Raw genomic sequence first — 26448 nt, 5'->3', positions numbered from 1 at the left:
ATTGACGTGCCTGGATGGGCCATCGTCTTGTTGTGCGGGGGAGAGGAAACCTGGGAAGTGAGGACGAAGCCCATCATGAGTGACAAAACGCTTCGCTCGGTGCTTGCTGTCGCCCTCTCCGTCGGGGTGACGACCGGAGCGCTGAGTGCTCTTGGCCTCGTGGAGGGCGGCGTGGGCAACGGCGTGGCCGGTACGCACGCCTTGGCTGCCCCGCCCCCCGACCTGGCCTGGGACCTGATGCCCGCGCGGACGATGGGACCGGTGCCCGGATCGCCCTCGGCCGGCGAGCTGTCGGACGGAGCCCGAGCATGAGCACCCCGCCGGACGACCGCACCTTCCGGCGCGAGATGGCGTCCGCCTACCGCTCAGGGTGGCATTTCATCGATCTGCTCACGGCCCTCCCCCGTCGTGGCGACTCGTTGATGGTCACCCTGTTCGGAGAGCCGATCGTCGTGGTGATGGAGGAGGACGAGGACGTCCGCGCCTATCGCTGTCTCCGCCGGCCGCGTGGTGCGCCGCAGCCGGTTCGCTGTGCCGTCAGGTACGGCATGATCTTCGTCAACCTCGATCAGCGGGACCACGAGCTGTTCGACGCAGAGCCCCTTTCCGCCACCCCCCGCAGCGCCTGAGCGATTCCCCCGTCGTCACCTGTCGCTCCAGGCGCTTCCCCCACACAGCGGCGCCACCGTGACCTGAACGCGGTGGCGCCGTTGTGCTGCGTTTCCCCGGCCGGAGTCCGGCCGCGCCCGGGCGGCCGCATCAGGCCTCGCCGAGCGCCCGGGCGGCCTCAGACCTTGCCGAGCGCCCGGTCGAGGGTGATCTCGACGACGACGCGGGTCGGGTTGATCCGCGGGGGGCGTCCGTAGCGCTCCTCGTGGCGGGCCTCGGCGTCCTTGACGGCTTCCGGCTCGGTACGGACGACCGCGCGGCCCTCCAGGGTCGCCCAGCGGGCCCGGTCGATCTGGCAGACGGCCACGCGCGCCCCCTCGGGGCCCGCCGCCCGGATGTGGGCGACCTTGCGGCTCCCGCCGTCCGTGATCACGCGCGCCACCCCGGCCTCCGGGTCGTACGTCACGCAGACCGGCACCACGTGCGGCGTGCCGTCCGGGCGGGGGGTCGTCAGCGTGGACAGGTGGCTCTCGCGCCAGAACGCGACGTATTCGGGTGAGGGGTTGCGTACGTCTGCCATGGGGGCAGCGTACGAGCACCCCGGCCGCCGGTCCGCAGTGCCCGGGTCCGGCCGTCGCACCGCCCCGCGGTGGCCCGCGCCCGGTCGCCCCCCGGTCCGTGCCCGGCCGCCCCCCCGACCGCGTCCGGTCGTCATGCCGCCCCACCCCGGCCCGCGCCCGCCCCGCCCCGGCCCGCAGCCCCCGTGCCCGGGCGGTCCGGGCCGCCCGGGCCCCCGCCTGAAGCCGCCCCGGACATGTGCGCGCACACCCTTGAGTGGAGTAGACTCAACTTTGTGCACGGTGATGAAGTCAACGCATGGACCCATGCGCGACCCGCCAGCTGCGAGGAGGAGTGACCACACGTGGACGCCGAGCTGACCAACAAGAGCCGGGACGCCATCAACGCCGCCACCGGCAGGGCCGTGAAGGACGGGCACCCCGATCTGACTCCGGGGCACCTGCTGCTCGCGCTGCTGGAGGGGCAGGACAACGAGAACGTCATCGACCTCCTCGCCGCCGTCGAGGCCGACCAGGCCGCGGTGCGCGGTGAGGCCGAGCGGCTGCTCGGCACGCTGCCCAGCGTCACCGGCTCCACCGTCGCCCCGCCGCAGCCCGACCGCGAGCTCCTGGCCGTCGTCCAGGACGCCTCCCAGCGGGCGAAGGAGCTGGGCGACGACTACATCTCCACCGAGCACCTGCTCATCGGGATCGCCGCGAAGGGCGGACGCGCCGGTGGGATCCTCGACGGGCAGGGCGCCAGTGCCGGGAAGCTGCTGGCCGCATTCGAAACGAGCAGGGGAGGGCGTCGGGTGACCACTCCCGATCCGGAGGGCCAGTACAAGGCCCTGGAGAAGTTCGGCACCGACTTCACGGCCGCCGCGCGCGAGGGCAAGCTGGACCCGGTCATCGGCCGCGACCAGGAGATCCGCCGCGTGGTGCAGGTGCTGTCGCGCCGGACGAAGAACAACCCCGTGCTCATCGGGGAGCCCGGCGTCGGCAAGACCGCCGTGGTCGAAGGGCTCGCCCAGCGCATCGTCAAGGGCGACGTCCCCGAGAGCCTCAAGGACAAGCGGCTCGTCTCGCTGGACCTGGGCGCGATGGTCGCGGGGGCCAAGTACCGCGGCGAGTTCGAGGAACGGCTGAAGACCGTCCTCTCCGAGATCAAGGAGAGCGACGGGCGGATCATCACGTTCATCGACGAGCTGCACACGGTCGTCGGCGCGGGCGCCGGCGGCGACTCGGCCATGGACGCGGGCAACATGCTCAAGCCGATGCTGGCCCGCGGCGAGCTGCGGATGGTCGGCGCGACGACGCTCGACGAGTACCGCGAGCGCATCGAGAAGGACCCCGCCCTGGAGCGCCGCTTCCAGCAGGTGCTGGTCGCCGAGCCCGGCGTCGAGGACACCATCGCGATCCTGCGCGGGCTCAAGGGCCGTTACGAGGCCCACCACAAGGTGCAGATCGCGGACTCGGCGCTGGTGGCCGCAGCGACCCTCTCCGACCGCTACATCACCTCCCGCTTCCTCCCCGACAAGGCCATCGACCTGGTCGATGAGGCGGCGTCCCGGCTGCGGATGGAGATCGACTCCTCCCCGCTGGAGATCGACGAACTCCAGCGCTCCGTCGACCGGTTGCGGATGGAGGAGCTGGCGCTCAAGAACGAGTCCGATCCCGCCTCCAAGCAGCGCCTGGAGAAGCTGCGCCGCGACCTGGCGGACAAGGAGGAGGAGCTGCGCGGCCTCAACGCCCGCTGGGAGAAGGAGAAGCAGGGCCTCAACCGGGTCGGCGAGCTGAAGGAACGGCTCGACGAACTGCGCGGCCAGGCCGAACGGGCCCAGCGCGACGGCGACTTCGACGCCGCCTCCAAGCTGCTGTACGGGGAGATCCCGGGGCTGGAGCGGGAGTTGGAGGAAGCCGCCGAGGCCGAGGAGGCTTCGAAGGACAAGGACACGATGGTCAAGGAGGAGGTCGGGGCGGACGACATCGCGGACGTCGTCGGCGCCTGGACCGGCATCCCGGCCGGGCGGCTGCTGGAGGGCGAGACCCGGAAGCTGCTGCGGATGGAGAGCGAGCTGGGCAGGCGGCTGATCGGGCAGACCGAGGCCGTGCAGGCCGTCTCCGACGCCGTACGCCGTACGCGGGCGGGGATCGCGGACCCGGACCGGCCCACCGGCTCGTTCCTCTTCCTCGGCCCCACCGGCGTCGGCAAGACCGAGCTGGCCAAGGCGCTCGCGGACTTCCTGTTCGACGACGAGCGGGCCATGATCCGCATCGACATGAGCGAGTACGGCGAGAAGCACAGCGTCGCCCGGCTCGTCGGCGCCCCGCCCGGTTACGTCGGGTACGAGGAGGGCGGCCAGCTCACCGAGGCCGTCCGCCGCCGCCCGTACAGCGTCGTGCTCCTGGACGAGGTGGAGAAGGCCCACCCCGAGGTCTTCGACGTCCTGCTCCAGGTCCTCGACGACGGCCGGCTCACCGACGGGCAGGGCCGTACGGTCGACTTCCGCAACACCATCCTCGTCCTCACCTCCAACCTCGGCTCCCAGTTCCTGATGGACCCCCTGGTCAAGCCCGAGGTGAAGAAGGAACAGGTGCTGGAAGTGGTCCGGGCCTCCTTCAAGCCGGAGTTCATCAACCGGCTGGACGACCTGGTGGTCTTCTCGGCGCTCTCCGGCGACGAGCTGGCCCACATCGCGGGGCTCCAGATCGAACGGCTGGCCAAGCGGCTCGCCGACCGTCGGCTCACTCTGGACGTCACGCCGGAGGCCCTGGCCTGGCTGGCGGAGGAGGGCAACGACCCGGCGTACGGGGCGCGGCCGCTGCGCCGGCTCATCCAGACCGCGATCGGGGACCGGCTGGCCAAGGAGATCCTGTCCGGCGAGGTCCGCGACGGCGACACCGTACGGGTGGACCGGGCCGAGGACGGGCTGGTCGTCGGCCCCGCCGCGTAACCGGAGGCGCGGGGGCCCGGAGGAGGACGCCGGGCGTGTCACCGGCGGCCTCCGGTGGCCCCGGCGGCCCCGGCGGCTCTGGAGACCCCGACGGCCCCGGCGGCCCCCGATGGCTTTGGGGGCCACCGGGGGCCCCTGTCCGCGTACGCCGTCTGTCAGCTTGTGGCGGATAGGGGCCGTGCGGGCTTGCCATGCCCCGCCTGCCATGGGAGAGGATGGCGGCAACCGCACGAAGGGAAATAACGGTGAGCATCGATCCGTCCTCGATTCCTAATTTCGGGGGCCAGCCCGAACCGCAGGCGGCAGGACCGGAGGGCCCCGTCGTCCCTGACCAGGACCTCGTCAAGCAGCTCCTCGACCAGATGGAGCTGAAGTACGTCGTCGACGACGAGGGCGACCTCGCGGCGCCGTGGGAGGAGTTCCGCACGTACTTCATGTTCCGCGGCGAGGCGGAGCAGCAGGTCTTCTCGGTCCGTACGTTCTACGACCGTCCGCACGACCTGGACCAGCGTCCCGTCCTGCTGGACGCCATCGACGACTGGAACCGCCGCACCCTGTGGCCCAAGGTCTACACCCACGCCCACGAGGGCGAGGGCGACGAGGCGGGTTCCGTCCGGCTGATCGGTGAGGCGCAGATGCTCATCGGCACCGGCGTGAGCCTGGAGCACTTCGTCTCCTCGACGGTGAGCTGGGTGCGCGCCTCGATCGAGTTCGACAAGTGGCTCGTCGAGCACCTCGGCATCCAGCCCGCCGAGGACAAGCCGGAGGGCGAGGAGCCCGCGGGCGCCTGAGCCCCGGCGACGAAGGCCCCGGCCCGGGAAAGCCACGGTCCGGAAAGCCACGGCGACGAAGGCCCCGGCCCGGGAGGCGGTCACCACGACCGGCTCCCGGGCCGTTTCCGTGTCCGGCCGCCGTCCCGTGCTCAGCCCAGTCCGCCCAGCCGTTCCACCGCCTCCTCCAGCACCTCGTCCCGCTTGCAGAAGGTGAAGCGGACCTGGCTGCGGCCCGCCTCCGGGTCGTCGTAGAAGACCGAGTTCGGCACCGCCGCCACCCCGCAGCGCTCCGGCAGGGCGCGGCAGAAGGCGTAGGCGTCCTTCTCGCCCAGGGGGGCGATGTCGGTGGTGATGAAGTACGTCCCCTGCGGCTCGTACACCCGGAAGCCCGCCGCCCGCAGCCCCTCGGCCAGCAGGTCCCGCTTGCGGAGCATGTCCGCGCGGAACCCCGCGAAGAACGTGTCCGGCAGGGTCAGCGCCTCCGCGATCGCGTACTGGAAGGGGCCGCCGCTCACGAAGGTCAGGTACTGCTTCGCCGAGCGCACCGCCGCCACCAGCGGGGCGTCCCCGGTGACCCAGCCGACCTTCCAGCCCGTGTACGAGAACGTCTTGCCCGAGGACGAGATCGAGACCGTGCGCCCGCGCATCCCGGGGAGCGCGGCGATCGGGTGGTGCGCCCCGGCGAAGACCAGGTGCTCGTACACCTCGTCGGTGACCACCAGCAGGTCGTGCTCGACCGCGAGCGCCGCGATCCCGGACAGTTCGTCGGGGGTGAGCACGGTGCCGGTCGGGTTGTGCGGGGTGTTCAGGAGCAGCAGGCGGGTGCGCGGGGTGATCAGTGAGCGCAGTTCGCCGAGGTCGGGGCGGAAGCCGGGGGCGCGGAGCGTGAGCGGTACGCGCCGCGCGCCCGCCATGGCGATGCAGGCGGCGTACGAGTCGTAGTACGGCTCGAACGCGATGACCTCGTCCCCGGGCTCCAGCAGGGCCAGCAGGGAGGCGGCGATCGCCTCGGTGGCCCCGGTGGTCACCAGCACCTCCGTCTCCGGGGACCAGCTCAGGCCGTAGAAGCGCTCCTGGTGGGCGGCGACGGCGGCGCGCAGTTCCGGCACGCCGGGGCCCGGCGGGTACTGGTTGCCGTGCCCGGCGCGCAGCGCCCGGACCGCCGCCTCGCGGATCTCCTCGGGGCCGTCGGTGTCGGGGAAGCCCTGGCCGAGGTTGATCGAACCGGTCCGCACGGCCAGTGCGGACATCTCGGCGAAGATCGTCGTGCCGAACGCGGCGAGGCGGCGGTTGAGCAGCGGCCGTCCTTCCCGCGCCGGGGCTGGCTGAGTGGCTCGTCCCTGTGTCATGAGCGCCATCCTGGGCCGAAGCTCTGGACTTGCTCAAGTGCGCTTTGGCGCGCGAGGCGCGAGGGAATCCCCCTCTCACACATCAACGGGGAAGCGACGGGGGACCTCGCTTCGGGGGAAGAAGGGCGGTGGGGCGCATGGGTGTCCTCATCTCGGCAGTGGCGGTCGTGGTCGTCGTCGGAGGGCTGCTGGCCGTGCGGCGGTCGGCGTCCGGCGGTTCGTCGAAGTCCAAGGCCAAGCCGAAGGGGCGGGCGGGGGCCGGCCGCCGGAGTTCCGGGGGCGGAGGGTCCTCCGACAGCGGAGGCGGCGTGTGGGCGAGCGGCGACTCCGGCTCGGGCGACTCGGGCTCGGGTGGCCACTCCTGCGGGGGCGGTTCGTCCTGCGGCGGTGGTGGCGGCGGTTGCGGCGGCGGCAGCTGACCGAGGAGCGGACCGGGGGCGGGCCGGACGCCCGCCCCCGGGGCGGCCAGGGGCCGGGTCGTCGGCCGGGGCCGGTGGCTACGCGGGGGCGGGAGAGCGGGAGGCCGGCCGGGCCGGTCGTTTCGCGGCGGCTGCCGGCCGGGTCGCGCCGGACGGCAGGCCGGACCGTGACACCGTCACCGACAGTGACGTGACGCCGGGCGTCCGGAGGACGAACTCCCTCCGGGCGCCTTTTCGTTGAGCGACGCGGGCAGTTCGGATTGAACAAGTGAACCCGTGGGCCCCCGAGGGGATGGAAACTACGGCAAGTTGGGCGAAAACGCTGTGAGCGCGGTGTACTTCGTGCTTCCCTCGTCGGAGAGAACATTCAGCCCTCGGACCCCAGTTGGACCAGAACGGGCGCTCCCCACCTCCCACGCGCAGTCTGCCGGGGGCGTCCCGCTGTCCAGGTGTCCATGTGTGTTTGCGGAGCCCACCCATGCTCACCACCCTCCAGACGGCCTACTCCGATACCCGCGCCGCCGACCTGGCCTGGATGCTGGGGCGGGAGCCGCTGCCCGCCCTGGCGGTCCTCGACCTCCGGCTCGGCGGCGCCGAACTCCAGTTGAGGCTGCTCGGCGCCTCCCACCAGGTCCTTCTCCGGGAGGAGAGCGGGACCTGTTCCGAGACCGTGGCCTGCATGCCCGGCAGCAGCACCCCCCTGCCCCTCGGCGTCTCCAAGCGCCTCGGGGACCGGGAGTACGAATTCGCCGCCCGGGTCGAGATCCTGACGCAGGGTCAGTTCGCGGGCAGGGCGCAGGAGCTGCTCGCCCTCGTGAGCGACCACCCGCACGGCCTGGTGGGCACCTTCCCCGGCAGCCCGTACGCCTTCACCGCCATGCTCGCCCAGCGCACCGAGGGCCAGGTGCGGTGGCGTACCTGGCACGCGTACCCCCAGGAGGGGCAATTGGTGGTGACCCGGACGCGGGTGGGCGCGCGGGTGCCCGCGGCCGCGGCCTGAGAGGGGCAGGGGCACTTACACCCGTGTGGGTGACAAGGTGCGACGGGTCAGTGACGTAGCGTTCGCACCATGATCGACCAGCACACGTCGCTGCGAGGGGGCGTGGCGCGGCTTCCCGTACGGCCGAGGACCGGTCGGCTCCTCGTGCTGGCCGCGGTCTTCGTCTGCGCCGCCTGCGGACTCGTCTACGAGCTCGAACTGGTCGCCCTCGCCTCGTACTTGATCGGCGATTCGGTCACCCAGGCGTCCGTCGTGCTCTCCGTGATGGTGTTCGCGATGGGGATCGGCTCCCTTCTCGCGAAACGTTTGCGCTGCCACGCCGCCGTCGGCTTCGGCCTGCTGGAGGCCGCTCTCGCGCTGGTCGGCGGCTCCTCGGCGCTCGTGCTCTACGCCTCCTTCGCCTGGCTGGGGGAGTCGCAGCACCTCCTGGTGGGGTTCTCGCTGGCGATCGGGGTGCTGATCGGGGCGGAGATCCCGCTGCTGATGACGCTGATCCAACGCGTCGACCGGCAGGACGCGGGCGGGGCCGTCGCCGACCTCTTCGCCGCCGACTACGTGGGCGCGCTGGTCGGGGGGCTCGCCTTCCCCTTCCTGCTGCTGCCGATGCTGGGGCAGCTGACCGGAACGCTGTTCACCGGCTCGGTCAACGCGGCGGCGGGCGGCGCACTGGTCCTGTGGGTGTTCCGGCGCGACCTCAGCGCCCGTTCCCGGTGGCTCCTCGTCCTGGTCAACGCCTCGGTGATCGCCGTGCTGGCCACCGCCACCGTGCTGGTCGACGACTTCGAGCGGGCCGCGCGCCGGGCGGTCTACGGGGACCAGGTGCGGGTGGCCGTGCAGACCGGGGTGCAGGAGGTCGTCCTGACCGGCGCCGACCGCGACTCCCTGGACCTCTATCTGGACGGCCGGCTGCGGGTCAGCGCCCGCGACGAGTACCGCTACCACCAGGCGCTGGTGCACCCCGCCATGAACGGGCCGCGCGCCCGCGTCCTCGTCCTGGGCGGCGGCGACGGGCTCGCCGCCCGCGAGGTGCTGCGCTACGCGGACGTCCGCTCGGTCACCGTCGTCGAGCTGGACCCCGAGGTCACCCGGCTGGCCCTCACCGACCCCGCCCTCTCCGAGCTGAACGGCCGCGCCCTCCGCGATCCGCGCCTCACGGTGATCGCGGCGGACGCGTTCCCTTGGCTCCGAACCGACCGGGGACGCTACGACGTGGTGATCTCCGACCTCCCGGACCCGGGCATCACCGCCAGCACGAAGCTGTACTCCGCCGAGTTCTACGGGCTGGTCGCGGAGGCGCTGGCCCCGGGCGGACGGCTCGTGGTGCACGCCGGGCCGCTGGGCGCCCGGCCGCAGACCTTCTGGACGGTGGAGGCATCGGTGCGGGCGGGCGGCCTCGCGACCCGCCCCTACCGCGTCACCGGCCGGTACGGGGGTTTCGCCGCGGGCCCGGACCGGGGCGGCGACGACGACCGGGAGCGGGAGGACTGGGGCTTCCTCCTCGCCGCGAGGGGCGCGGCCCCCCGGGTCGTCCTGGCCCCCGGCGGGCCCGAGCCGCGGTCGCTGGGGGGCCGGGAACTGCGCGAGGGCGCGCGGGCGGCGGCGGACGCCCGGCTGTCGGGGCTGGCCCCCTCGACGCTGGTCCACCCGCGGTACTGGGAGGAGACGTGAGCCGGGCGGGGGCGGGGCGGGTCCCGGCGGTGCGAGCGGGCGGAGCGGGGCGCGTCCGGGGCGGAGCGCCCGGGGGCGGCGCGGCTTTCGGAGGACGGAACCGCTGACGTCCGGGCCGGGGCGGATTAGGCTCGGTTCCCATGGAGCATGAGGTGTTCGTCCCGGTTCCCGTCCCGACCCTGCTGCGCACGCTCGGGGACCCCGCCCGGGTGGCCCGCTGCGTCCCCGGCTTCCAGCAGGATGCCGACGCGTCGGCATCGCCCCTGGCGGGCCGGCTGAAACTGCGGGCCGGCGGCCACACCATCACGTACCGGGGCGAGCTGCGGCTCACCGGCCCGGAGGACGGCGACGGCCCGGACGGGCGGCGCTTCTCGGTGGTCGGGGAGGGCGTGGAGGCGCGGGGCGACGGCGCGGTCGAGCTGGTCCTGACCCTCGCCCTCACCGGGACGGACGGCGGGACGACGCTCGTCTACAGCGGTACGGCCGCGGGGGACGGGCGGCTGGTCGAGTGGGAGGAGGGCGCCGCCCTCGCGGCCGCCCACCGCCTCCTGGACCGCTTCACCCAGCAGTTGGTGACGGAGTCGCTCGCCTCGCGGGAGGAGGGCGAAGACCCGGACGGCGGTGGCGGAACCGGCGGTGACGCCTCCGCCCGACCCGGTGAGGCTCCTGCCGAAGCCGAAGCCGAAGCCGGTGAAAACGGTGACGACAGGGCCGACGACGGCCCCCGATCCGTGTACGACTCCCCGGTGCCGCCGCCCTCGCTCGACCCCGTCGCCGGGGTGGAGTTCACCGTTCCGGAGGAACCGCCCGCCGAGGCCGCGCACGCCCGGCGCACCATGATCGGGCGCAGCGCCGAGGAGGTCGACCACGCGCCCCCGCGCGGCCGGTACGCTCCCGTGCCCTCGCAGGACGCAGGCGGCGCGAACACCGCCCTGCGGTGGGTCGCTCCCGCCGCCGCTCTCGCGCTCGCCTCCCTCGTGGTGCTCGGCCGGGCGTGGCGACGCCGGCGGTAGCCCGAGCCGGAGAGGGCGCACGTCCGGGGCCGACCGGAGTCGGGGCGGTGGAGGCCGGAAGCGGCCCGGGGCGGAGGCGGCGGCAGGGGCGGCCCAGTAGGGTCGTCGGGTGAGCAGGAGCGAAGAGAACGTCAGGCTGACCGTCGGCGAAGCCGAGTTGACCATCGACCCGGTGCACGGCTGCCGGATCGGCAGCCTGCGGATCGGGGGCGTCGAGCTGCTCCGCCAGGGCGAGAAGTACGGCTCCTTCCCGATGGTCCCCTGGTGCGGGCGCACCGGGTACGGGCAGTTCCGCAACGGCGACGTGCTCCACGAGCTGCCGCTCACCTCCCCGCCGCACGCCATCCACGGCACCGGACGCGACGCCTCCTGGCGCACCGCCCACACGGCCGCCGAACTGGCCGAGGGCCGGGCCGCCTTCTACTACGACCTCGCCGAACCCTGGCCGTACGAGGGCCGGGTGACGCAGACCTTCGAGCTGACCGGGGACTCCCTGACGCTCGGCCTCGCCGTCGAGACGTACGGCGACTCCTTCCCGGCCCAGGCCGGCTGGCACCCCTGGTTCCACCGCAACCTCGGCGGCCAGGACGTCCGGCTCTCCTTCGACCCGGCCTGGCAGGAGGAGCGGGGTGCGGACCACCTTCCGACCGGGAAGCGCGTCGACCCCGCCCCCGGGCCGTGGGACGACTGCTTCGGCATGCCCGACGGCGTGGACGTGAAGCTCACCTGGCCGGAGCAGCTGGAGCTGACGGTCAAGAGCCGCAGCGAGTGGGTGGTGGTCTACGACGAGCAGGACGAGGCCGTCTGCGTGGAGCCGCAGACCGGGCCGCCGAACGGGCTCAACACCGCGCCCCGGCTGGTGACCCCCATCGACCCGCTGGAGACCACGACGACCTGGAGCTGGACGCGGCTCTGAGCCGGTGCCCGGCAGTGGGGCCGGGCCGTACCGCTTACCCTCGTGGTCATGACTGACGTACGCGCTGACCTGCTCCAGCAGATCAAGGACAAGGCCGTGGTGCACGGCAAGGTGACCCTCTCCTCGGGTCTGGAAGCCGACTGGTACATCGACCTGCGCCGGATCACGCTGGACGGCAGGGCCGCGCCGCTGGTCGGCCAGGTCATGCTCGACGCCACCGCCGAGCTGGACTACGACTGCGTCGGCGGGCTGACGCTCGGCGCCGACCCGGTCGCCACCTCGATGCTGCACGCCTCCGCCGCCCGCGGTAAGAGCCTGGACGCGTTCGTCGTCCGCAAGGCGCAGAAGGCGCACGGGATGCAGCGCCGGATCGAGGGCACCGACGTGAAGGGCCGCCGCTGCCTCGTCGTCGAGGACACCTCGACGACGGGCGGTTCGCCGCTGACCGCCGTCGAGGCGGTGCGCGAGGCGGGCGGCGAGGTCGTCGCCGTCGCCGTGATCGTCGAGCGCGGGGCCGCCCCGGCCATCGCCGAGGCCGGTCTGCCGTACGTGCACGTCTACTCGGTGGCCGACCTCGATCTGGGCTGAGCCCCGCCCGTACGGGGATGACCTGCGGTTTTCATCAGGGGTGGACGGTTTCACGTGAAACCGTCCACCCCTGACCCGTAACCGTCCGGTATCCAACGGGGTCCGCCGGGTGGAGCCGGGGGGCGAGTCTGGGAAGATGGGGGCGACGATGACGTCGCCCCCAGGTCAGGGACTTACGCCTGCACACCCGCACATCCCAAGGAGCGGTCAGATGCCCATCGCAACCCCCGAGGCTTACGCCGAGATGCTCGACCGGGCCAAGGCGGGCAAGTTCGCCTACCCGGCCATCAACGTGACCTCGTCCCAGACCCTGCACGCGGCCCTGCGCGGTTTCGCGGAGGCCGAGAGCGACGGCATCGTCCAGATCTCCACCGGCGGTGCGGAGTTCCTGGGCGGCCAGTACAACAAGGACATGGTCACGGGTGCGGTCGCCCTGGCCGAGTTCGCGCACATCGTCGCCGCGAAGTACGACGTCACCATCGCGCTGCACACCGACCACTGCCCCAAGGACAAGCTGGACGGGTACGTGCGTCCGCTGCTCGACATCTCCGCCGAGCGCGTCGCCAAGGGCCTGAACCCGCTGTTCCAGTCCCACATGTGGGACGGCTCGGCCGAGACCCTGGCCGACAACCTCGCCATCGGGCAGGAGCTGCTGGCCAAGGCCGCCGCCGCCAAGATCATCCTTGAGGTCGAGATCACCCCGACCGGCGGCGAGGAGGACGGCGTCACGCACGAGATCAACGACGAGCTGTACACGACCGTCGAGGACGCGCTGCGTACCGCCGAGGCCCTGGGGCTGGGCGAGAAGGGCCGCTACCTGCTGGCCGCCTCCTTCGGCAACGTCCACGGGGTCTACAAGCCGGGCAACGTCGTGCTCCGCCCCGAGCTGCTGAAGGACCTCCAGGCGGGCGTCTCCGAGAAGTACGGCAAGCCGGCCGGCAGCCAGCCGTTCGACTTCGTCTTCCACGGCGGCTCCGGCTCCACCGCCGAGGAGATCGCCACCGCGCTGGAGAACGGCGTCGTGAAGATGAACCTCGACACCGACACCCAGTACGCCTTCACCCGCCCGGTCGCGGACCACATGTTCCGCAACTACGACGGTGTCCTGAAGGTCGACGGCGAGGTCGGCAACAAGAAGACCTACGACCCCCGCACCTGGGGCAAGTCGGCCGAGGCCGGCATGGCCGCGCGCGTCACCGAGGCGTGCGCCAACCTGCGCTCCACCGGCACGAAGCTGAAGTGACCGTCCCGTAGACACGGATGCGCGGACGTACGGCGCCGGGCCCGGTCCTCCTGCGGGGGGGCCGGGCCCGTCGCCGTGCCGGGAGAGAAGAGGACCTGTTGTGGGCGCGTTCTACGATTTCGACACCGCCGTCGACCGCCGGGGCACCTGGTGCGTCCAGTGGGACGGGGTGGCCGACCGCTTCGGCGTCGACGGCCTGCTGCCGTTCACCATCTCCGACATGGACTTCGCCACCGCCCCCGAGGTGCTGGCGGCGCTCCGGGCCCGCCTGGACCACGGGGTGTTCGGCTACAGCACCTGGCAGCAGGACGACTTCCGCTCGGCGATAGCCCACTGGTACGCCACCCGGTACGGCGCCGAAGTCGACACCGGGCAGCTGGTCTACGGTCCGTCCGTCCTCAGCCAGCTCTCCCAGCTCCTCCAGATGTGGACGGTCGAGGGCGACGGCGTCGTCGTCCACACCCCCACGTACGACGGCTTCCGCAAGGCGATCACCGGGCTCGGGCGCGAGCTGCGCGGGGTGCCGGTGGGGGACGAGGAGGCGCTGGAGCGCGAGCTGGCCCGGCCGGACGCGAAGGTGCTGGTGCTGTGCTCGCCCCACAACCCCACCGGCCGGGTGTGGACGGCCGCCGAGCTGGCCCGTACGGCGGAGCTGGCCGAGCGGCACGGGGCCGCTGTGATCAGCGACGAGATCCACGCGGACTTCGTGCACGAGGGCGGTGTCGGGCGGGTTCACGTGCCGTGGACCCGGGTGGCGGGCGACGGGCGCTGGGCGCTCGTCACCTCCGGCTCGAAGGCGTTCAACTTCCCGGCGCTCACCGGGTCGTACGGGTTCATCGGGGACGCGGGGGACCGCACGGAGTTCCTGCGGCGGATGGAGACGGCGGAGGGGCTGGCGTCGCCCGCCGTCCTGTCGCTGACCGCGCACATCGCCGCCTACCGGGAGGGGGCGGCGTGGCTGGACGCGGTCCGGGCGTACACGGCGGGGAACCTGGAGTACGTCGCGCGGCGGCTGGGCGACGCCCTGCCCGAGCTGGGGTGGACGCCGCCCGAGGCCGGCTACCTGGCGTGGATCGACCTGCGGCCGCTGGGCGTGGACGACGCGGCGTTGCAGCGGGTGCTGGTGGAGCGGGAGCGGGTGGCGGTCATGGGGGGCGCCGTCTACGGGGCGCCCGGGTTCGTCCGGCTGAACGTGGGGTGCCCCCGGGAGAAGGCGGTCCTGGGCGTGGAGGCGCTGGTGCGAGCCGTGGAGACCGTGCGGCGGTAGCCGGCGGTTCCGGGGGCCCGGCCCCCGGCCCCGGACCGCGGGTTCGGGGCCCTGTACGGCGGCCTGCGGAGCCCGTGCCGCGGGTTTCGGTCCCCGTGGCGGGGGTTCATGCCCCCGTCCCCGAGGAGATCCGGGGCTCCCCGCCCGGGACGGCCTCCGCGCCGTCCGGGGCGCGGTGCCGCCGGGGCGTGACGGCAGGCACACTTGAGGCATGTCCATCCACGAGAACCTGCTCGGGGGCCCCGCCCCGACCCACCTGCCCGACGACCCCGAGCCGCGCGAGCTGCTCGCCGCCGGCACCCCGCCCGCCGAGGTCGCCGCGAAGTACCCCACCTCCTCGCTCGCCTGGGCGCAGCTCGCCGACGAGGCGTTCGAGGGCGGCCGGGTCGTCGAGTCCTACGCGTACGCCCGTACCGGCTACCACCGCGGCCTCGACTCCCTGCGCCGGGCCGGCTGGAAGGGCCACGGCCCCGTCCCGTTCGAGCACGAGCCGAACCGCGGCTTCCTGCGCGCCCTGCACGCCCTGGCGCGGGCCGCCGGGTCGATCGGGGAGACCGAGGAGCACGAGCGCTGCACGACGTTCCTGCGCGACTCCTCGCCGACCGCCGCCGACATCCTGGGCTGAACCCTTCTGTCCTGAGCCGTCTCCCCGCCCAAGCGCCGAGGGCGGGGAGCGGCTTAGTATGCGAGCAGGGGACCGGAGCTCCATCACCTCATGGAAGGGGCGGACCGCTACCCGGAAGCTCGTGTCGAGGAGACAGAAATGTCGACCAACCACCCCGACCCCGAAGCCACCGGTGCGGACACCCCGCACCTGGACTTCGCGGGAACGACGCCGTACGAGGACTATGTCCAGGCGGACGTTCTGACCCACCTCCAGCACCTGCGCTCGGACGATCCCGGCGAGATGGTCTTCCTGGTCACCACCCAGGTCATGGAGCTGTGGTTCACGGTCATCGTCCATGAGTGGGAGACCGCCACCCGCGCCCTGCGCGAGGACCGCATACCCGTCGCCCGCGACGCCCTGAAGCGTTCGCTGCGCGAGCTGGAGGCGCTCAACGAGTCCTGGCGGCCGCTCTCCGGACTCACCCCCGCCCAGTTCAACTCCTACCGGGGCTCCCTCGGCGAGGGGTCCGGGTTCCAGTCCGCGATGTACCGGCGGATGGAGTTCCTGCTCGGCGACAAGTCCGCCTCCATGCTGGTGCCGCACCGGGGCGCGCCCCGGGTCCACGCCGAGCTGGAGAAGGCGCTCGCGGAGCCCAGCCTGTACGACGAGACCCTGGCGTTGCTGGCCCGGCGCGGGTACGCGATCCCCGAGGCGGTTCTCACCCGGGACCTGACCCGGCGGTACGAGCCCTCGCCCGAGGTCGAGGCCGTGTGGGCGGAGATCTACGCGTCCGCCGATCAGAACGACGAGCTGGTGCGCCTCGGCGAGCTGCTGACCGATGTCGGCGAGCTGGTGTGGCGCTGGCGCAACGACCACCTCGTCGCCACCCGGCGCGCGATGGGCTCCAAGACCGGCACCGGCGGTTCCGCCGGGGTGGCCTGGCTGGAGAAGCGCGCCACGAAGAACGTGTTCCCCGAGCTGTGGACGGCGCGCAGCCATGTCTGAGACACCGGCCGCCGCGGACGGCCTCCGCGCGCGGGCGGAGCGGCTCGACGCCGCCGATCCGCTCGCCGCCCACCGCGAACTGTTCGCGCTCGACGACGGCGTCTACCTCGACGGCAACTCGCTCGGCGCGCTGCCCGTCCACGTCCCGGCCCGGGTGCAGGACGTCCTGGCCCGCCAGTGGGGCCAGCTGCGCATCCGGTCCTGGGACGAGAGCGGCTGGTGGACCGCGCCCGAGCGGATCGGGGACCGGATCGCCCCGCTCGTCGGGGCCGCCGCCGGGCAGGTCGTCGTCGGCGACTCCACCAGCGTCAACGTCTTCAAGGCCGTCGTCGCCGCCGCCCGGCTCGCGGGCGAGGGGCGCGACGAGATCCTGGTCGACGCGACGACCTTCCCCACGGACGGGTACATCGCGGCGTCCGCCGCCCGGCTCACCGGGCACCGGATCGTGCCGGTCGCACCCGCCGACGTCCCGGCCGCGCTCGGTCCGCGTACCGCCGCCGTGCTGCTCAACCACGTCGACTACCGCTCCGGCCGGCTGCACGACCTGCCCGGCCTGACCGCCGCCGTCCACGCGGCGGGCGCGATCGCGGTGTGGGACCTGTGCCACAGCGCGGGCGCGCTCCCCGTGGGGCTGGACGAGCACGGGGTGGACCTGGCGGTCGGCTGCACGTACAAGTACCTGAACGGCGGCCCCGGTTCGCCCGCGTACCTGTACGTCGCCGAGCGCCACCAGGCCGCCTTCGACTCGCCGCTGCCGGGGTGGAACTCGCACGCCGACCCGTTCGGCATGGAGCCCGACTACGCCCCGGCGACCGGTTCCGTACGGGGCCGGGTCGGCACCCCCGACATCGTCTCCATGCTGACGCTGGAGGCGGCGCTCGACGTGTGGGACGGGGTGGAGGTGGACGCCGTGCGGGCCAAGTCCCTCGCGTTGACGGACTTCTTCCTGGAGTGCGTCGAGGCGTACGTCCCGGCGGGCCGGGTCGTCTCCGTCACCCCGGCCGCCCACGCCGAACGCGGCAGCCAGGTCGCCCTGCGCTGCGCCGACGCCGAGCCCGTGATGCGCCGGCTGATCGAGCGGGGCGTCGTGGGCGATCTGCGGCGGCCGGACGTGCTGCGGTTCGGCTTCACCCCGTTGTACGTGGGGTATGCCGACGCGGAACGGGCGGCGCGGGTGCTGGCGGAGGTGCTGGCCGAGGGGTAGCCCTGGAAGCACGCAGGCTGACGTCGTGTCAGGCAGCGTGCGGGCCGGGCGGGGACGGCGCCGGGTGCTGGTACCGTCCCCGCAGGTCAACCCCGTTGGGGCAGGGCACAGGCGCAGGCCATGGGCAGAGGACGGTTGAGCAGCATGACGGATTCCCCGGGTTCCCCGGACTCTGCCGCGCGCGGGCGGGACGCGGCCGAGAGCGCGGCGGCTTTCGCCCACCCCGCCGTCGCCCCCGACCGGACCGCCGCCTACGGGGACCACCCCGACCAGGTCGTCGACTTCTACGCACCGCGCGACGGCCGCACCGGGGCCCCGCTGGTCGTCCTCCTGCACGGCGGCGCCTGGCGGGCCCCGTACGACCGGGCCCACCTCTCCCCGTTCGCGGACTTCCTGGCCCGCCGGGGCTTCGCCGTGGCCAGCGTGGAGTACCGGCGCGGCGGCGACGACATCCCGCGGCAGCGCGGCGGCGAGGAGCCCCGGCCGGGCGGCTCCGATCCCGTCGCGGGGCGCTGGCCGGAGACCTTCGACGACGTGGCCGCCGCCCTGGACGCGCTGCCCGCCCTGGCCTCCCGCGAGCTGCCGGGCGCCGATGTGCGGCGGATGGTGGCCTGCGGGCACTCGGCGGGCGGGCACCTCGCCCTGTGGGCGGCGGCGCGGCACGTCCTGCCCGCCGGGTCGCCGTGGCGGCTGCCCGCCCCGCCGCCGCTGCGCGGGGTCGTCGCCCTGGCCCCGATCGCGGACTTCGCCACCGCGGTCGAGTTGGGGGTCTGCGGTGGAGCGGTCACCCAACTCCTGGGTGGGGAGGGGCGGTTCGCCGAGCGGGCGGCCCACGCCGACCCGGGTGCGCTGCTGCCGACGGGGATCGCCACCGCGATCGTGCACGGCGTCGAGGACATCGTCGTCCCCCGGGCCGTCTCCGAGGCGTACGTCGACGCGGCGGCCCGGTCCGGCGAGACGGTCGGGCTGACGCTGCTCGGCGGGGCCGGCCACTTCCCGCTGATCGATCCCGCCGCCGACGCCTGCGCGGTCGTGGCCGAGGAGATCACCCAGCTCGCCTGGTAGACGCGCGGCTCCCACCTGCGGTTTCACGGTGCGGGGTGGAGCGGGGCGGAGGCGTGTAGTCCTTGAGACGGATGCCCCGGAATCCGTAGCGATGCTGACGACCCGCCGTCCGCCCCCGCCTACCGTGGAAGCGTGACCGAGACCCAGACGAAGACCAGCAGCCCGGAGCTCCGGGCGGCCGCAGGGGCGATCGACGGCCTGCGGAACGACCTCCTGCGCGATGTGCTCGCCTACCGGCCGCTGCCGCCGATGAACCCCGACGGCCGGCTGATACGCCGGCTGCCCGAGGGGATGCGGAAGACCGTCGTCTGGGCCCCGCACGCGCTGGTGCTGTTCGCCGCCTTCCTCGTGATGATGGCCGGGTTCGCCGAGTGGGAGTACCGCCTGCTGATGGGGCTGGTGCCCGCGATCCCGGTCGCGATGACCCTGGTGCGGCCGGTCGCCGCGTTCTGGGCCTCGATGGTGGCGACCGTCTTCTGCGGGGTGCTGGGCAGCGAGGGGCTGTGGGGACCGAGCGCCTTCATGGCCCAGGTCGTGGTCCTGGTGGTCGTGGCCGCCCGGACCCGGCCCCGTACGGCCGCCTGGATGTGGCTGCTGACGCTGCTGTTCGGGATGCTCCTGGAGGGCGGCGACCCGATGATCACCGCGCCGGTGGCCATCCTCTCCGCCTTCGCGCTGCTCGTCGTCGCCGTGGTGCAGATCCGGCGCGACGCCGAGCGCGAGGTCACCGTGCAGCGCACCGTCACCGCCGTCGAGCGCGACCGGCGCACCCTGCTGGAGGAGCGCACCACCATCGCCCGGGAGCTGCACGACGTGGTCGCCCACCACATGTCGGTCGTCGCGATCCAGGCCGAGGCCGCCCCGTACCGGGTGGAGAACCCGCCGCCCGAGCTGGAGCAGGCGTTCGTCACCATCCGGGAGAACGCGGTGGCCGCCCTCACCGAGCTGCGCCGCGTCCTCGGGGTCGTCCGGGCCGAGGACTACGAGGCGCCGGACGCCCCGCAGCCCACCCTGGCCGTGCTCGACGTGCTGCTGGACAACGTCCGCGAGACGGGGCTGGAGACGGAGAAGGTGGTCACCGGGGCCGTCCGCGAGCTGCCGCAGGGCGTCGAGCTGTCGGCGTACCGGATCGTCCAGGAGGCCCTGAGCAACAGCCTGCGGCACGCGCCGGGCTCCTCCGCGCGGGTCGAGCTGGGCTACGTCCTCGGCGGCCTGGGGCTGCGCGTGGTCAACGGGCCGCCGAAGGGCCTGGTCAAGCCGGTGCCCGGGGCCGGGCACGGCATCACCGGGATGCGGGAGCGGGTCGCGATGCTGAACGGCGAGATGACGGCCGGGGCGACGGCGGACGGCGGGTACGAGGTCGCGGTGTTCCTCCCCGTGCCGCCGGCGGAGCAGCCGGAGCCCCGGGGGACGGCCGGCGCCGACGCCGACACGGTCGTCGTCGAACGGGACGGCCGGGCATGAGCGACACCGACATCCGGGTCCTGATCGTCGACGACCAGATGATGGTCCGCGAGGGCTTCTCGGTCCTGCTCAACGCGATGCCGGGCATCACGGTGGCGGGCGAGGCGCTGGACGGCCGGCAGGCGCTCGACCAGGTCGCGGCGCTGCGCCCGGACGTCGTCCTGATGGACATCCGCATGCCGGAGATGAACGGCATCGAGGCGACCCGCGAGATCGTGGCGCGGGACGCCGACGCGAAGGTCCTGGTGCTGACCACCTTCGACCTCGACGAGTACGTGTACCAGGCGCTGCGCGCCGGGGCCTCGGGCTTCCTCCTCAAGGACGCCTCGGCCCGGCAGCTCGCGGAGGGCGTACGGGTGGTGGCCTCGGGCGAGGCGCTGCTCGCCCCGGCGGTGACCCGGCGGCTGATCAACGAGTTCTCCAAGCTCGCGGAGGCCCCCCGGCCGCCCGCCCTCGCGCGGATCGGGGACCTCACCGAGCGCGAGACGGAGGTGCTGGTCCTCATCGCGCAGGGGCTCTCCAACGGGGAGATCGCTTCGCACCTGATCGTCGCCGAGTCCACGATCAAGACGCACGTCAGCCGCATCCTGGTGAAGCTCGGGCTGCGCGACCGGACCCAGGCGGCGGTCTTCGCCTACGAGGCGCGCCTGGTCACCCCGGGGTAGCACCGCCCTGCCGGACCCGGCCCCCTGCCGCTCCGCCCCCCCGGGCCCCTGAACCGGCCCGGGGGTTTTCCCGCGGTCGTCCCGGGGCGGTTCCGCCGCCGCCCCTTGCGGAGGCGGCGGGCGCGGGTAGCGTCGGGCCATGCACGTGTCCTTCGATCCCTGGTCCCCCGCGTTCGTCGCCGATCCCTACCCCGCCTACGCGGCGCTGCGGGCCGCCGGCCGGGCGCACCGGTTCGAGCCGACGGGCCAGTGGCTGATCCCGCACCACGCCGACGTGTCGGCCCTGCTGCGCGACCGGCGGCTCGGCCGGACGTACCTGCACCGCTTCAGCCACGAGGAGTTCGGCCGCACCCCGCCGCCCGCCGCCCACGAGCCGTTCACCACCCTCAACGGGCAGGGCATCCTCGACCTGGAGGCCCCCGACCACCCCCGGATCCGGCGGCTGGTCTCCAAGGCGTTCACCCCGCGTACGGTCGAGAACCTGGCCCCGACCGTACGGCGGCTGGCGGCCGGCCTGGTGGACGCCTTCGTGGCGAAGGGCGGCGGGGACCTGCTGGCGGAGGTCGCGGAGCCGCTCCCGGTCGCGGTGATCGCGGAGATGCTGGGCGTACCGGAGGCCGACCGGGGGCTGCTGCGGCCGTGGTCGGCGGCGATCTGCGGGATGTTCGAGCTGAACCCCTCGGAGGAGACGGCGGCGGCCGCCGTCCGCGCCTCCGCCGACTTCTCCGCGTATCTGCGCGGGCTCATCGCCGAGCGGCGCGCCGACCCCGGCGACGACCTGATCTCGGCGCTCATCGCCGCCCATGACGAGGGCGAGCGGCTGACCGAGCAGGAGATGGTCTCCACCTGTGTGCTCCTGCTGAACGCGGGCCACGAGGCGACGGTCAACACCACCGCCGGCGGCTGGCGCACCCTCTTCCACCACCCGGAGCAGTTGGCGGCGCTGCGCGCCGACCCCGCCCTGCTGCCCACCGCGGTCGAGGAGCTGCTGCGCTACGACACCCCGTTGCAGATGTTCGAGCGCTGGGTGCTGGACGACATCGAGATCGGCGGCCAGGTGATCCGGCGGGGCGCGGAGGTGGCGCTGCTGTTCGGCTCGGCCAACCGGGATCCGGAGCGGTTCGCGCGTCCGGACACCCTGGACCTGTCGCGGACGGACAACCCGCACATCACCTTCGGCGCGGGCATCCACTTCTGCCTGGGCGCCCCGCTGGCCCGGCTGGAGCTGGCCGCTTCCTTCGGGGAGCTGCTGCGCAAGGCGCCCGCGCTGCGGTTGGCGGCGGAGCCCGCGTGGCAGCCGGGGTACGTGATCCGGGGGCTGAAGGAGCTGCTGGTGGAGGTGTGAGGGCGCGGCCGGGCGGGGTGGTTCGCGGCCCTCGCCGCGGCGGGCGGACCGGGTGCGACGGGGGCCGACCGGGCGCGGCGGGCGGACCGGGTGCGGCGGGCGGGCCGGGGGGTCAGCAGGGGTCGTAGCACTCCGGCCGCGGGGCCCCGGCCAGCGCGTCGACGCCGACGCCGACCGCGATGAGCGCGGCGATGGCCGCGACCATGCCGAGAGCGTGCGGCCAGCGCCGCCGGACCAGGAAGAAGACGGCCAGGGCCGCCGCGACGCCGCCGAGGATCATCAGGGGCAGGCCGATCCAGAGCACGTTCCAGTTGGAGGCGCCCTCGAAGCCGTCGAGGAGGCCGCCCTTGCCGTGCGGGGCCCAGAGCACGATGCCCGCGAGGGCGCCGGCGAAGGCCGTCCCACAGCCGACGGCGCCTACGGCGGCCTCACGCCGCTCGTCCCGCGTGCCCTTGTGAATCTCCATACCCGGGGGGACGCGGCACGGCAGGGCCACGGTTCCCCTCCGCGGCCCGCACCGCGAACGCCGCAAGGGGGGCGCCCCGTGCGGGAGGGAACGGCGGGAGGGCTTACGTCAGCGGGTAGGACGAGCGCCCCGACGCCTCGTCGATCTCGTCGTGCGCCTTGGTCAGCAGCTTCATCGCCAGTTCGTTGAGCGCCCTGGCCCCCGCGATCTCCTCGCCGACACGCTGCTGGTCGGCGTCCGAGGGATGGCGGCTGGCGTAGCCGTGGGCGCGTACTTCCGTTCCGTCGGAGAGGCGGACGAGCGCCGCCGCACGGGTGCGGTGGGAGTCCTCCTCGAACTCGAGGTCGATGTGCCATCCGACAGCGGTCCTGGTCATGGCGGTCACCTCCGGGGCCGGACACGGGACGGCTCCGTCGCCGGACCGTCCCCCTCTACCAGGGTGCGCCCGCCGCCCCGTCCGCGCTCGCCGGGACGGGCAGCATCAGCGCCCAGGCGCCGGGCCGGACGGTCCAGGTCCGGGTGCGCACCGGCCCGGCGGTCCGTATGTCCGCCCGGTAGCGGAAGTCCGCGCCGGAGACCGTGACGGCCTCGGCCTCGGCGGTCACGTCCTCGCCCGAGGCGGTGCGGACGACGACGTCGGCCAGGCCCCCGCCGCTCCGGGAGGTCACCGAGAGGCCCCGGACCGGGGTGTCCAGGTCGCTCAGCACCACCCCGTCCGCCTCGATGCGCAGCCGGTGCGTGCCCGGGTGCGCGGCGGCGACCGGGACCGGGCGGACCAGGGAGGCGACCAGCGAGCGGCAGGTGTCCCAGACGGCCGTGACGCCCGCGTGCGGGCCGCGCGCGTCGGACGGCGGGGCCGGGACGGGGATGCGGAGGCGGCCGAGGACGATGCCGTCGCTGTCGTCGACCAGCAGGTCCAGACGGCGCACCGCCCCGTCCAGCGCGGTGCGCGCGGCGGCCACCGCGCCCCGGGGCACGCCGAGGGCGTGGGCCACCTCCAGGGCGTGCGCGGCGCCGACGGGGATCAGGGAGAGGACGCCGGCGGCCAGCTCCCGTTCGCGGTGCAGCTGGGCCACCGCGCGCAGCAGCGCGTGGTCGTCGCCGACCACCACGGGCCGGCGTGAGCCCCGCCGGGACAGGGCCCGCGCGAACTCCTCGGGGGTGTCCGGAAGGCAGATCTTGGCGTGCGAACCGGCGCTCAGCACGTCCTTGGCGATACGCACGGACTCGCCGTCGCTCCGGCGGGCGACCGGGTCGATGACCACCAGGAGCTGGTCGTCGCCGTCGCCGGGGGGCTCTGCAGCCGACACCTCGGTCCTTCCTCGGGTAGCATCTTGGTGCAAGAGCCCCTTGCGCTATTGCGCCAGGGGCTTCGTCTATTCCGGGGCACCCGGTTCGACGGCTCAGGCTCTGCCGTACATCGTCGTACGGCAGGTACGACCTTGACGTACGCCCCCTGACCTTGGACATGCCCCGCCCGGAAGGGGTGTACGCCTGTGCCCGCACTTGTGCTGCTCGGTGCTCAGTGGGGTGACGAGGGCAAGGGGAAGGCCACCGACCTGCTCGGTGGATCCGTGGACTATGTGGTGCGCTACCAGGGCGGCAACAACGCCGGCCACACGGTCGTCGTCGGCGACCAGAAGTACGCGCTGCATCTCCTCCCCTCCGGAATCCTGTCGCCGGGGTGCACCCCGGTCATCGGGAACGGTGTCGTGGTCGACCCGGCGGTCCTGCTCTCCGAGCTGAGCGGTCTGAACGAGCGAGGCGTCGACACGTCCAAGCTTCTGATCAGCGGAAACGCTCACCTCATCACTCCTTACAACGTCACGCTCGACAAGGTGACCGAGCGCTTCCTGGGGAAGCGCAAGATCGGCACGACGGGCCGGGGCATCGGCCCGACGTACGCCGACAAGATCAACCGGGTGGGCATCCGCGTCCAGGACCTCTACGACGAGTCGATCCTGGAGCAGAAGGTGGAGGCGGCCCTGGAGCAGAAGAACCAGCTCCTGGCCAAGGTCTTCAACCGCCGGGCCATCGAGGCGGGCAAGGTCGTCGAGGACATGCTCCAGTACGCGGAGCAGATCAAGCCGTTCGTCGCCGACACGACCCTGATCCTGAACGACGCCATCGACGACGGCAAGGTCGTGCTCTTCGAGGGCGGCCAGGGCACCCTGCTCGACGTCGACCACGGCACGTACCCCTTCGTCACCTCGTCGAACCCGACCGCGGGCGGCGCCTGCACCGGTGCGGGCGTCGGTCCGACGAAGATCAGCCGGGTCATCGGCATCCTCAAGGCCTATACGACGCGAGTGGGGGCCGGCCCGTTCCCGACCGAGCTGTTCGACGAGGACGGCGAGGCGCTGCGGCGCATCGGCGGGGAGCGCGGTGTCACCACCGGCCGTGACCGCCGCTGCGGCTGGTTCGACGCCCCGATCGCGCGGTACGCGACCCGGGTCAACGGCCTGACCGACTTCTTCCTCACCAAGCTGGACGTCCTCACCGGCTGGGAGCGGATCCCGGTCTGCGTGGCGTACGAGATCGACGGCAAGCGTGTCGAGGAACTCCCGTACAACCAGACCGACTTCCACCACGCGAAGCCGATCTACGAGAACCTGCCGGGCTGGTCCGAGGACATCACCAAGGCCAAGACCTTCTCCGACCTGCCGAAGAACGCGCAGGCGTACGTGAAGGCGCTGGAGGAGATGTCGGGCGCGCCGATCTCCGCGATCGGCGTCGGTCCCGGCCGGACCGAGACGATCGAGATCAACTCGTTCCTGTAGGGAGCGGTTGTCCGCGGGGCCCGGGATCACGGTGATCCCGGGCCCCTTCGGCTTCGTCGGGGGGCGGGGCGGAGTCCGACGCGGTCCTCCCGGCGCTCCGGGAGGCCGTCCGCGAGGGGTCCGCGCTGTCCGCATGCCGGGAGGGGCCGGAAGATTTTACCTTCGGCCGCCGCCCCGTCCCGGCCGGGATGCGGATGGGCTCCCTCCGGAATAAGGGCTGTTGAGGGGGGCGGTCGGCGCGCCCGCGCCCACCGGGCGGGGGAGGCGGCGGTGGAACCGGAAGACGGACCGGTGTTGGTCTAGACCTTGACAGGTTCAGACCATCTCGCTTGAGTGTCGGTCACCCCCACGGCGGCGCACGGCCGGACGTCGCGCCGCGTCCAAGGAGTGTGATCACGTGATCCGACGTGTCATGAGTCTGCTGGTCGCGCTCGGCGCGCTCGTCGCAGCGCTCGTCGTCCTTCCCGCCGCCACCGCGCAGGCCGCCGCCTGCGCCACGGCCTGGAATTCCTCCGCCGTCTACACGAACGGCGGCACGGTCTCGTACAACGGCCGCAACTACACCGCCAAGTGGTGGACGCAGAACGAGCGTCCGGGCACGTCGGACGTCTGGGCCGACAAGGGCGCCTGCGGCGGCGGCGACGGACCGGGCCAGAACGACGGGTTCGTCGTCAGCGAGGCCCAGTTCAACCAGATGTTCCCGAACCGGAACGCCTTCTACACGTACAAGGGCCTGACCGACGCGCTGAGCGCCTACCCGGCCTTCGCCAACACGGGCAGCGACGAGGTCAAGAAGCGCGAGGCCGCCGCCTTCCTCGCCAACGTCAGCCACGAGACCGGCGGGCTGGTGTACATCAAGGAAGTCAACGAGGCGAACTACCCGCACTACTGTGACGCCACCCAGCCCTACGGCTGCCCGGCCGGCCAGGCCGCCTACTACGGCCGCGGCCCGATCCAGCTGAGCTGGAACTTCAACTACAAGGCCGCCGGCGACGCGCTCGGCATCAACCTCCTGGCCAACCCGTACCTGGTGGAGCAGAACGCCTCCGTGGCGTGGAAGACCGGCCTCTGGTACTGGAACACCCAGAACGGCCCCGGCACCATGACGCCGCACAACGCCATCGTCAACAACGCCGGCTTCGGCGAGACGATCCGCTCCATCAACGGCGCCCTGGAGTGCAACGGCGGCAACCCGGCACAGGTCCAGAGCCGGATCAACAAGTTCACGCAGTTCACCCAGATCCTCGGCACCACCACCGGCCCGAACCTGAGCTGCTGACTTCGCACCGCACCGCGTCACCCCGGCCCGTGAGGGCCCCCTGAAGGATCCTCTGAGGACCCCACCCGGAGCGGGGGGTGGGGGGGGGGGGGGGCCGGCCCCCCCCCCCCCCCCCCCGGCCGGGCCCCCCCCCCCCCCGCGCCCCCGCGCCCCCCCCCCCCCCCCCCCCGGCCCCCCCCGGGGGGGGCCCCCCCCCCCCCGGGGGCGGCCCC

The 26448-nt window shown here is 73.3% G+C and carries 26 protein-coding genes; 21 read left to right on the top strand and 5 right to left on the bottom strand.

The features are described 5' to 3' along the window. Positions 1 to 99 precede the first annotated feature (99 nt). Both ACH4K1_RS12410 and ACH4K1_RS12405 read left to right on the top strand, forming a co-directional pair. Positions 100 to 312 (top strand): hypothetical protein, encoded by a 213-nt coding sequence (locus ACH4K1_RS12410; RefSeq protein ID WP_398088916.1) that lies wholly within the window; start codon positions 100 to 102, stop codon positions 310 to 312. Next, on the top strand, positions 309 to 629 hold the full coding sequence (locus ACH4K1_RS12405; RefSeq protein ID WP_228994962.1) for a (2Fe-2S)-binding protein: 321 nt from the start codon (positions 309 to 311) through the stop codon (positions 627 to 629). Before ACH4K1_RS12410 ends, ACH4K1_RS12405 begins: the two co-directional genes overlap by 4 nt. Positions 630 to 787: 158 nt before the next feature. Here ACH4K1_RS12405 and ACH4K1_RS12400 read toward each other — a convergent pair whose 3' ends face one another. Beyond that, positions 788 to 1189: a pyridoxamine 5'-phosphate oxidase family protein gene (locus tag ACH4K1_RS12400; RefSeq protein ID WP_228994961.1), complete on the bottom strand. Its 402-nt coding sequence runs from the start codon at positions 1187 to 1189 to the stop codon at positions 788 to 790. Positions 1190 to 1531: 342 nt separating this feature from the next. Here ACH4K1_RS12400 and clpB point away from each other — a divergent pair, with 342 nt between their 5' ends. Together clpB and ACH4K1_RS12390 are read left to right on the top strand one after the other, a co-directional pair. After that, a complete protein-coding gene (clpB, locus tag ACH4K1_RS12395) occupies positions 1532 to 4120 on the top strand; it encodes an ATP-dependent chaperone ClpB (protein WP_398088914.1) in 2589 nt (862 codons plus the stop codon). A gap of 245 nt (positions 4121 to 4365) precedes the next feature. Then, positions 4366 to 4911, top strand: coding sequence for a YbjN domain-containing protein (locus ACH4K1_RS12390; protein ID WP_228994959.1), 546 nt, complete (start codon positions 4366 to 4368; stop codon positions 4909 to 4911). A gap of 131 nt (positions 4912 to 5042) precedes the next feature. Here the strand turns inward: ACH4K1_RS12390 and ACH4K1_RS12385 are convergent, their stop codons facing one another. Beyond that, entirely contained in the window at positions 5043 to 6242 is a 1200-nt protein-coding gene (locus tag ACH4K1_RS12385) for a pyridoxal phosphate-dependent aminotransferase (protein ID WP_398088913.1), read from the bottom strand. A gap of 137 nt (positions 6243 to 6379) precedes the next feature. Between ACH4K1_RS12385 and ACH4K1_RS12380 the strand changes: the two genes are divergently transcribed. From ACH4K1_RS12380 to ACH4K1_RS12310, 15 genes are all read left to right on the top strand, one after another. Next, complete coding sequence (locus tag ACH4K1_RS12380; RefSeq protein ID WP_398088911.1) at positions 6380 to 6661, top strand: hypothetical protein; 282 nt, start codon at positions 6380 to 6382, stop codon at positions 6659 to 6661. Between the two features lie 478 nt (positions 6662 to 7139). Then, complete coding sequence (locus ACH4K1_RS12375; protein ID WP_398088909.1) at positions 7140 to 7661, top strand: DUF2617 family protein; 522 nt, start codon at positions 7140 to 7142, stop codon at positions 7659 to 7661. A 69-nt stretch (positions 7662 to 7730) separates the two neighbouring features. Further along, positions 7731 to 9329 (top strand): polyamine aminopropyltransferase, encoded by a 1599-nt coding sequence (locus tag ACH4K1_RS12370; RefSeq protein WP_398088907.1) that lies wholly within the window; start codon positions 7731 to 7733, stop codon positions 9327 to 9329. A 140-nt stretch (positions 9330 to 9469) separates the two neighbouring features. Continuing rightward, positions 9470 to 10342 carry a carbon monoxide dehydrogenase gene (locus ACH4K1_RS12365; RefSeq protein ID WP_398088906.1) on the top strand — a complete coding sequence of 291 codons (873 nt, stop codon included), beginning with the start codon at positions 9470 to 9472 and terminating at the stop codon, positions 10340 to 10342. Between the two features lie 109 nt (positions 10343 to 10451). Continuing rightward, positions 10452 to 11258 (top strand): aldose 1-epimerase, encoded by an 807-nt coding sequence (locus ACH4K1_RS12360; protein ID WP_398088904.1) that lies wholly within the window; start codon positions 10452 to 10454, stop codon positions 11256 to 11258. A gap of 48 nt (positions 11259 to 11306) precedes the next feature. Continuing rightward, positions 11307 to 11846, top strand: a complete 540-nt coding sequence (gene pyrE / locus ACH4K1_RS12355; RefSeq protein ID WP_073768532.1) for an orotate phosphoribosyltransferase — start codon at positions 11307 to 11309, stop codon at positions 11844 to 11846. A 211-nt stretch (positions 11847 to 12057) separates the two neighbouring features. After that, positions 12058 to 13089, top strand: coding sequence for a class II fructose-bisphosphate aldolase (gene fbaA / locus ACH4K1_RS12350; protein WP_228994952.1), 1032 nt, complete (start codon positions 12058 to 12060; stop codon positions 13087 to 13089). A gap of 100 nt (positions 13090 to 13189) precedes the next feature. Then, positions 13190 to 14356 carry a MalY/PatB family protein gene (locus ACH4K1_RS12345; RefSeq protein ID WP_398088901.1) on the top strand — a complete coding sequence of 389 codons (1167 nt, stop codon included), beginning with the start codon at positions 13190 to 13192 and terminating at the stop codon, positions 14354 to 14356. 211 nt (positions 14357 to 14567) lie between these two features. Beyond that, positions 14568 to 14981: a DUF3151 domain-containing protein gene (locus ACH4K1_RS12340; RefSeq protein WP_073768540.1), complete on the top strand. Its 414-nt coding sequence runs from the start codon at positions 14568 to 14570 to the stop codon at positions 14979 to 14981. 138 nt (positions 14982 to 15119) lie between these two features. Continuing rightward, entirely contained in the window at positions 15120 to 15968 is an 849-nt protein-coding gene (locus ACH4K1_RS12335) for a tryptophan 2,3-dioxygenase family protein (RefSeq protein WP_398088899.1), read from the top strand. Beyond that, positions 15961 to 17172: a kynureninase gene (gene kynU, locus ACH4K1_RS12330; protein ID WP_398088898.1), complete on the top strand. Its 1212-nt coding sequence runs from the start codon at positions 15961 to 15963 to the stop codon at positions 17170 to 17172. The genes ACH4K1_RS12335 and kynU overlap by 8 nt, the downstream gene beginning before the upstream one ends. 144 nt (positions 17173 to 17316) lie before the next feature. Next, positions 17317 to 18237 (top strand): alpha/beta hydrolase family protein, encoded by a 921-nt coding sequence (locus ACH4K1_RS12325; RefSeq protein WP_398088897.1) that lies wholly within the window; start codon positions 17317 to 17319, stop codon positions 18235 to 18237. Between the two features lie 132 nt (positions 18238 to 18369). Continuing rightward, a complete protein-coding gene (locus tag ACH4K1_RS12320) occupies positions 18370 to 19701 on the top strand; it encodes a sensor histidine kinase (RefSeq protein ID WP_398088895.1) in 1332 nt (443 codons plus the stop codon). Next, positions 19698 to 20366: a response regulator gene (locus tag ACH4K1_RS12315; RefSeq protein WP_191045491.1), complete on the top strand. Its 669-nt coding sequence runs from the start codon at positions 19698 to 19700 to the stop codon at positions 20364 to 20366. The genes ACH4K1_RS12320 and ACH4K1_RS12315 overlap by 4 nt, the downstream gene beginning before the upstream one ends. 139 nt (positions 20367 to 20505) lie before the next feature. After that, the gene (locus ACH4K1_RS12310; protein WP_398088893.1) at positions 20506 to 21711 is read left to right on the top strand and encodes a cytochrome P450; all 1206 of its coding nucleotides are present in this window, start codon (positions 20506 to 20508) and stop codon (positions 21709 to 21711) included. Positions 21712 to 21823: 112 nt separating this feature from the next. Here the strand turns inward: ACH4K1_RS12310 and ACH4K1_RS12305 are convergent, their stop codons facing one another. The 3 genes from ACH4K1_RS12305 to ACH4K1_RS12295 all read right to left on the bottom strand — a co-directional run bounded on the left by ACH4K1_RS12305 (position 21824) and on the right by ACH4K1_RS12295 (position 23487). Next, positions 21824 to 22177, bottom strand: a complete 354-nt coding sequence (locus ACH4K1_RS12305) for a hypothetical protein (protein WP_398088891.1) — start codon at positions 22175 to 22177, stop codon at positions 21824 to 21826. Between the two features lie 103 nt (positions 22178 to 22280). Beyond that, positions 22281 to 22553 carry a DUF1876 domain-containing protein gene (locus ACH4K1_RS12300; RefSeq protein WP_228994471.1) on the bottom strand — a complete coding sequence of 91 codons (273 nt, stop codon included), beginning with the start codon at positions 22551 to 22553 and terminating at the stop codon, positions 22281 to 22283. A gap of 55 nt (positions 22554 to 22608) precedes the next feature. Continuing rightward, positions 22609 to 23487, bottom strand: coding sequence for a diacylglycerol kinase (locus ACH4K1_RS12295; RefSeq protein ID WP_398088889.1), 879 nt, complete (start codon positions 23485 to 23487; stop codon positions 22609 to 22611). A 186-nt stretch (positions 23488 to 23673) separates the two neighbouring features. Between ACH4K1_RS12295 and ACH4K1_RS12290 the strand changes: the two genes are divergently transcribed. Then, complete coding sequence (locus ACH4K1_RS12290; protein WP_228994473.1) at positions 23674 to 24957, top strand: adenylosuccinate synthase; 1284 nt, start codon at positions 23674 to 23676, stop codon at positions 24955 to 24957. Positions 24958 to 25354: 397 nt separating this feature from the next. Beyond that, the gene (locus tag ACH4K1_RS12285) at positions 25355 to 26236 is read left to right on the top strand and encodes a glycoside hydrolase family 19 protein (RefSeq protein ID WP_398088887.1); all 882 of its coding nucleotides are present in this window, start codon (positions 25355 to 25357) and stop codon (positions 26234 to 26236) included. The last annotated feature ends 212 nt before the right edge of the window (positions 26237 to 26448 follow it).

This window comes from Streptomyces sp. NPDC017448 (assembly GCF_044330565.1).
GTDB lineage: Bacteria > Actinomycetota > Actinomycetes > Streptomycetales > Streptomycetaceae > Streptomyces.
Note: the sequence above shows the minus strand (reverse complement) of the source record. Positions and strands in the feature narration are given on the sequence as shown.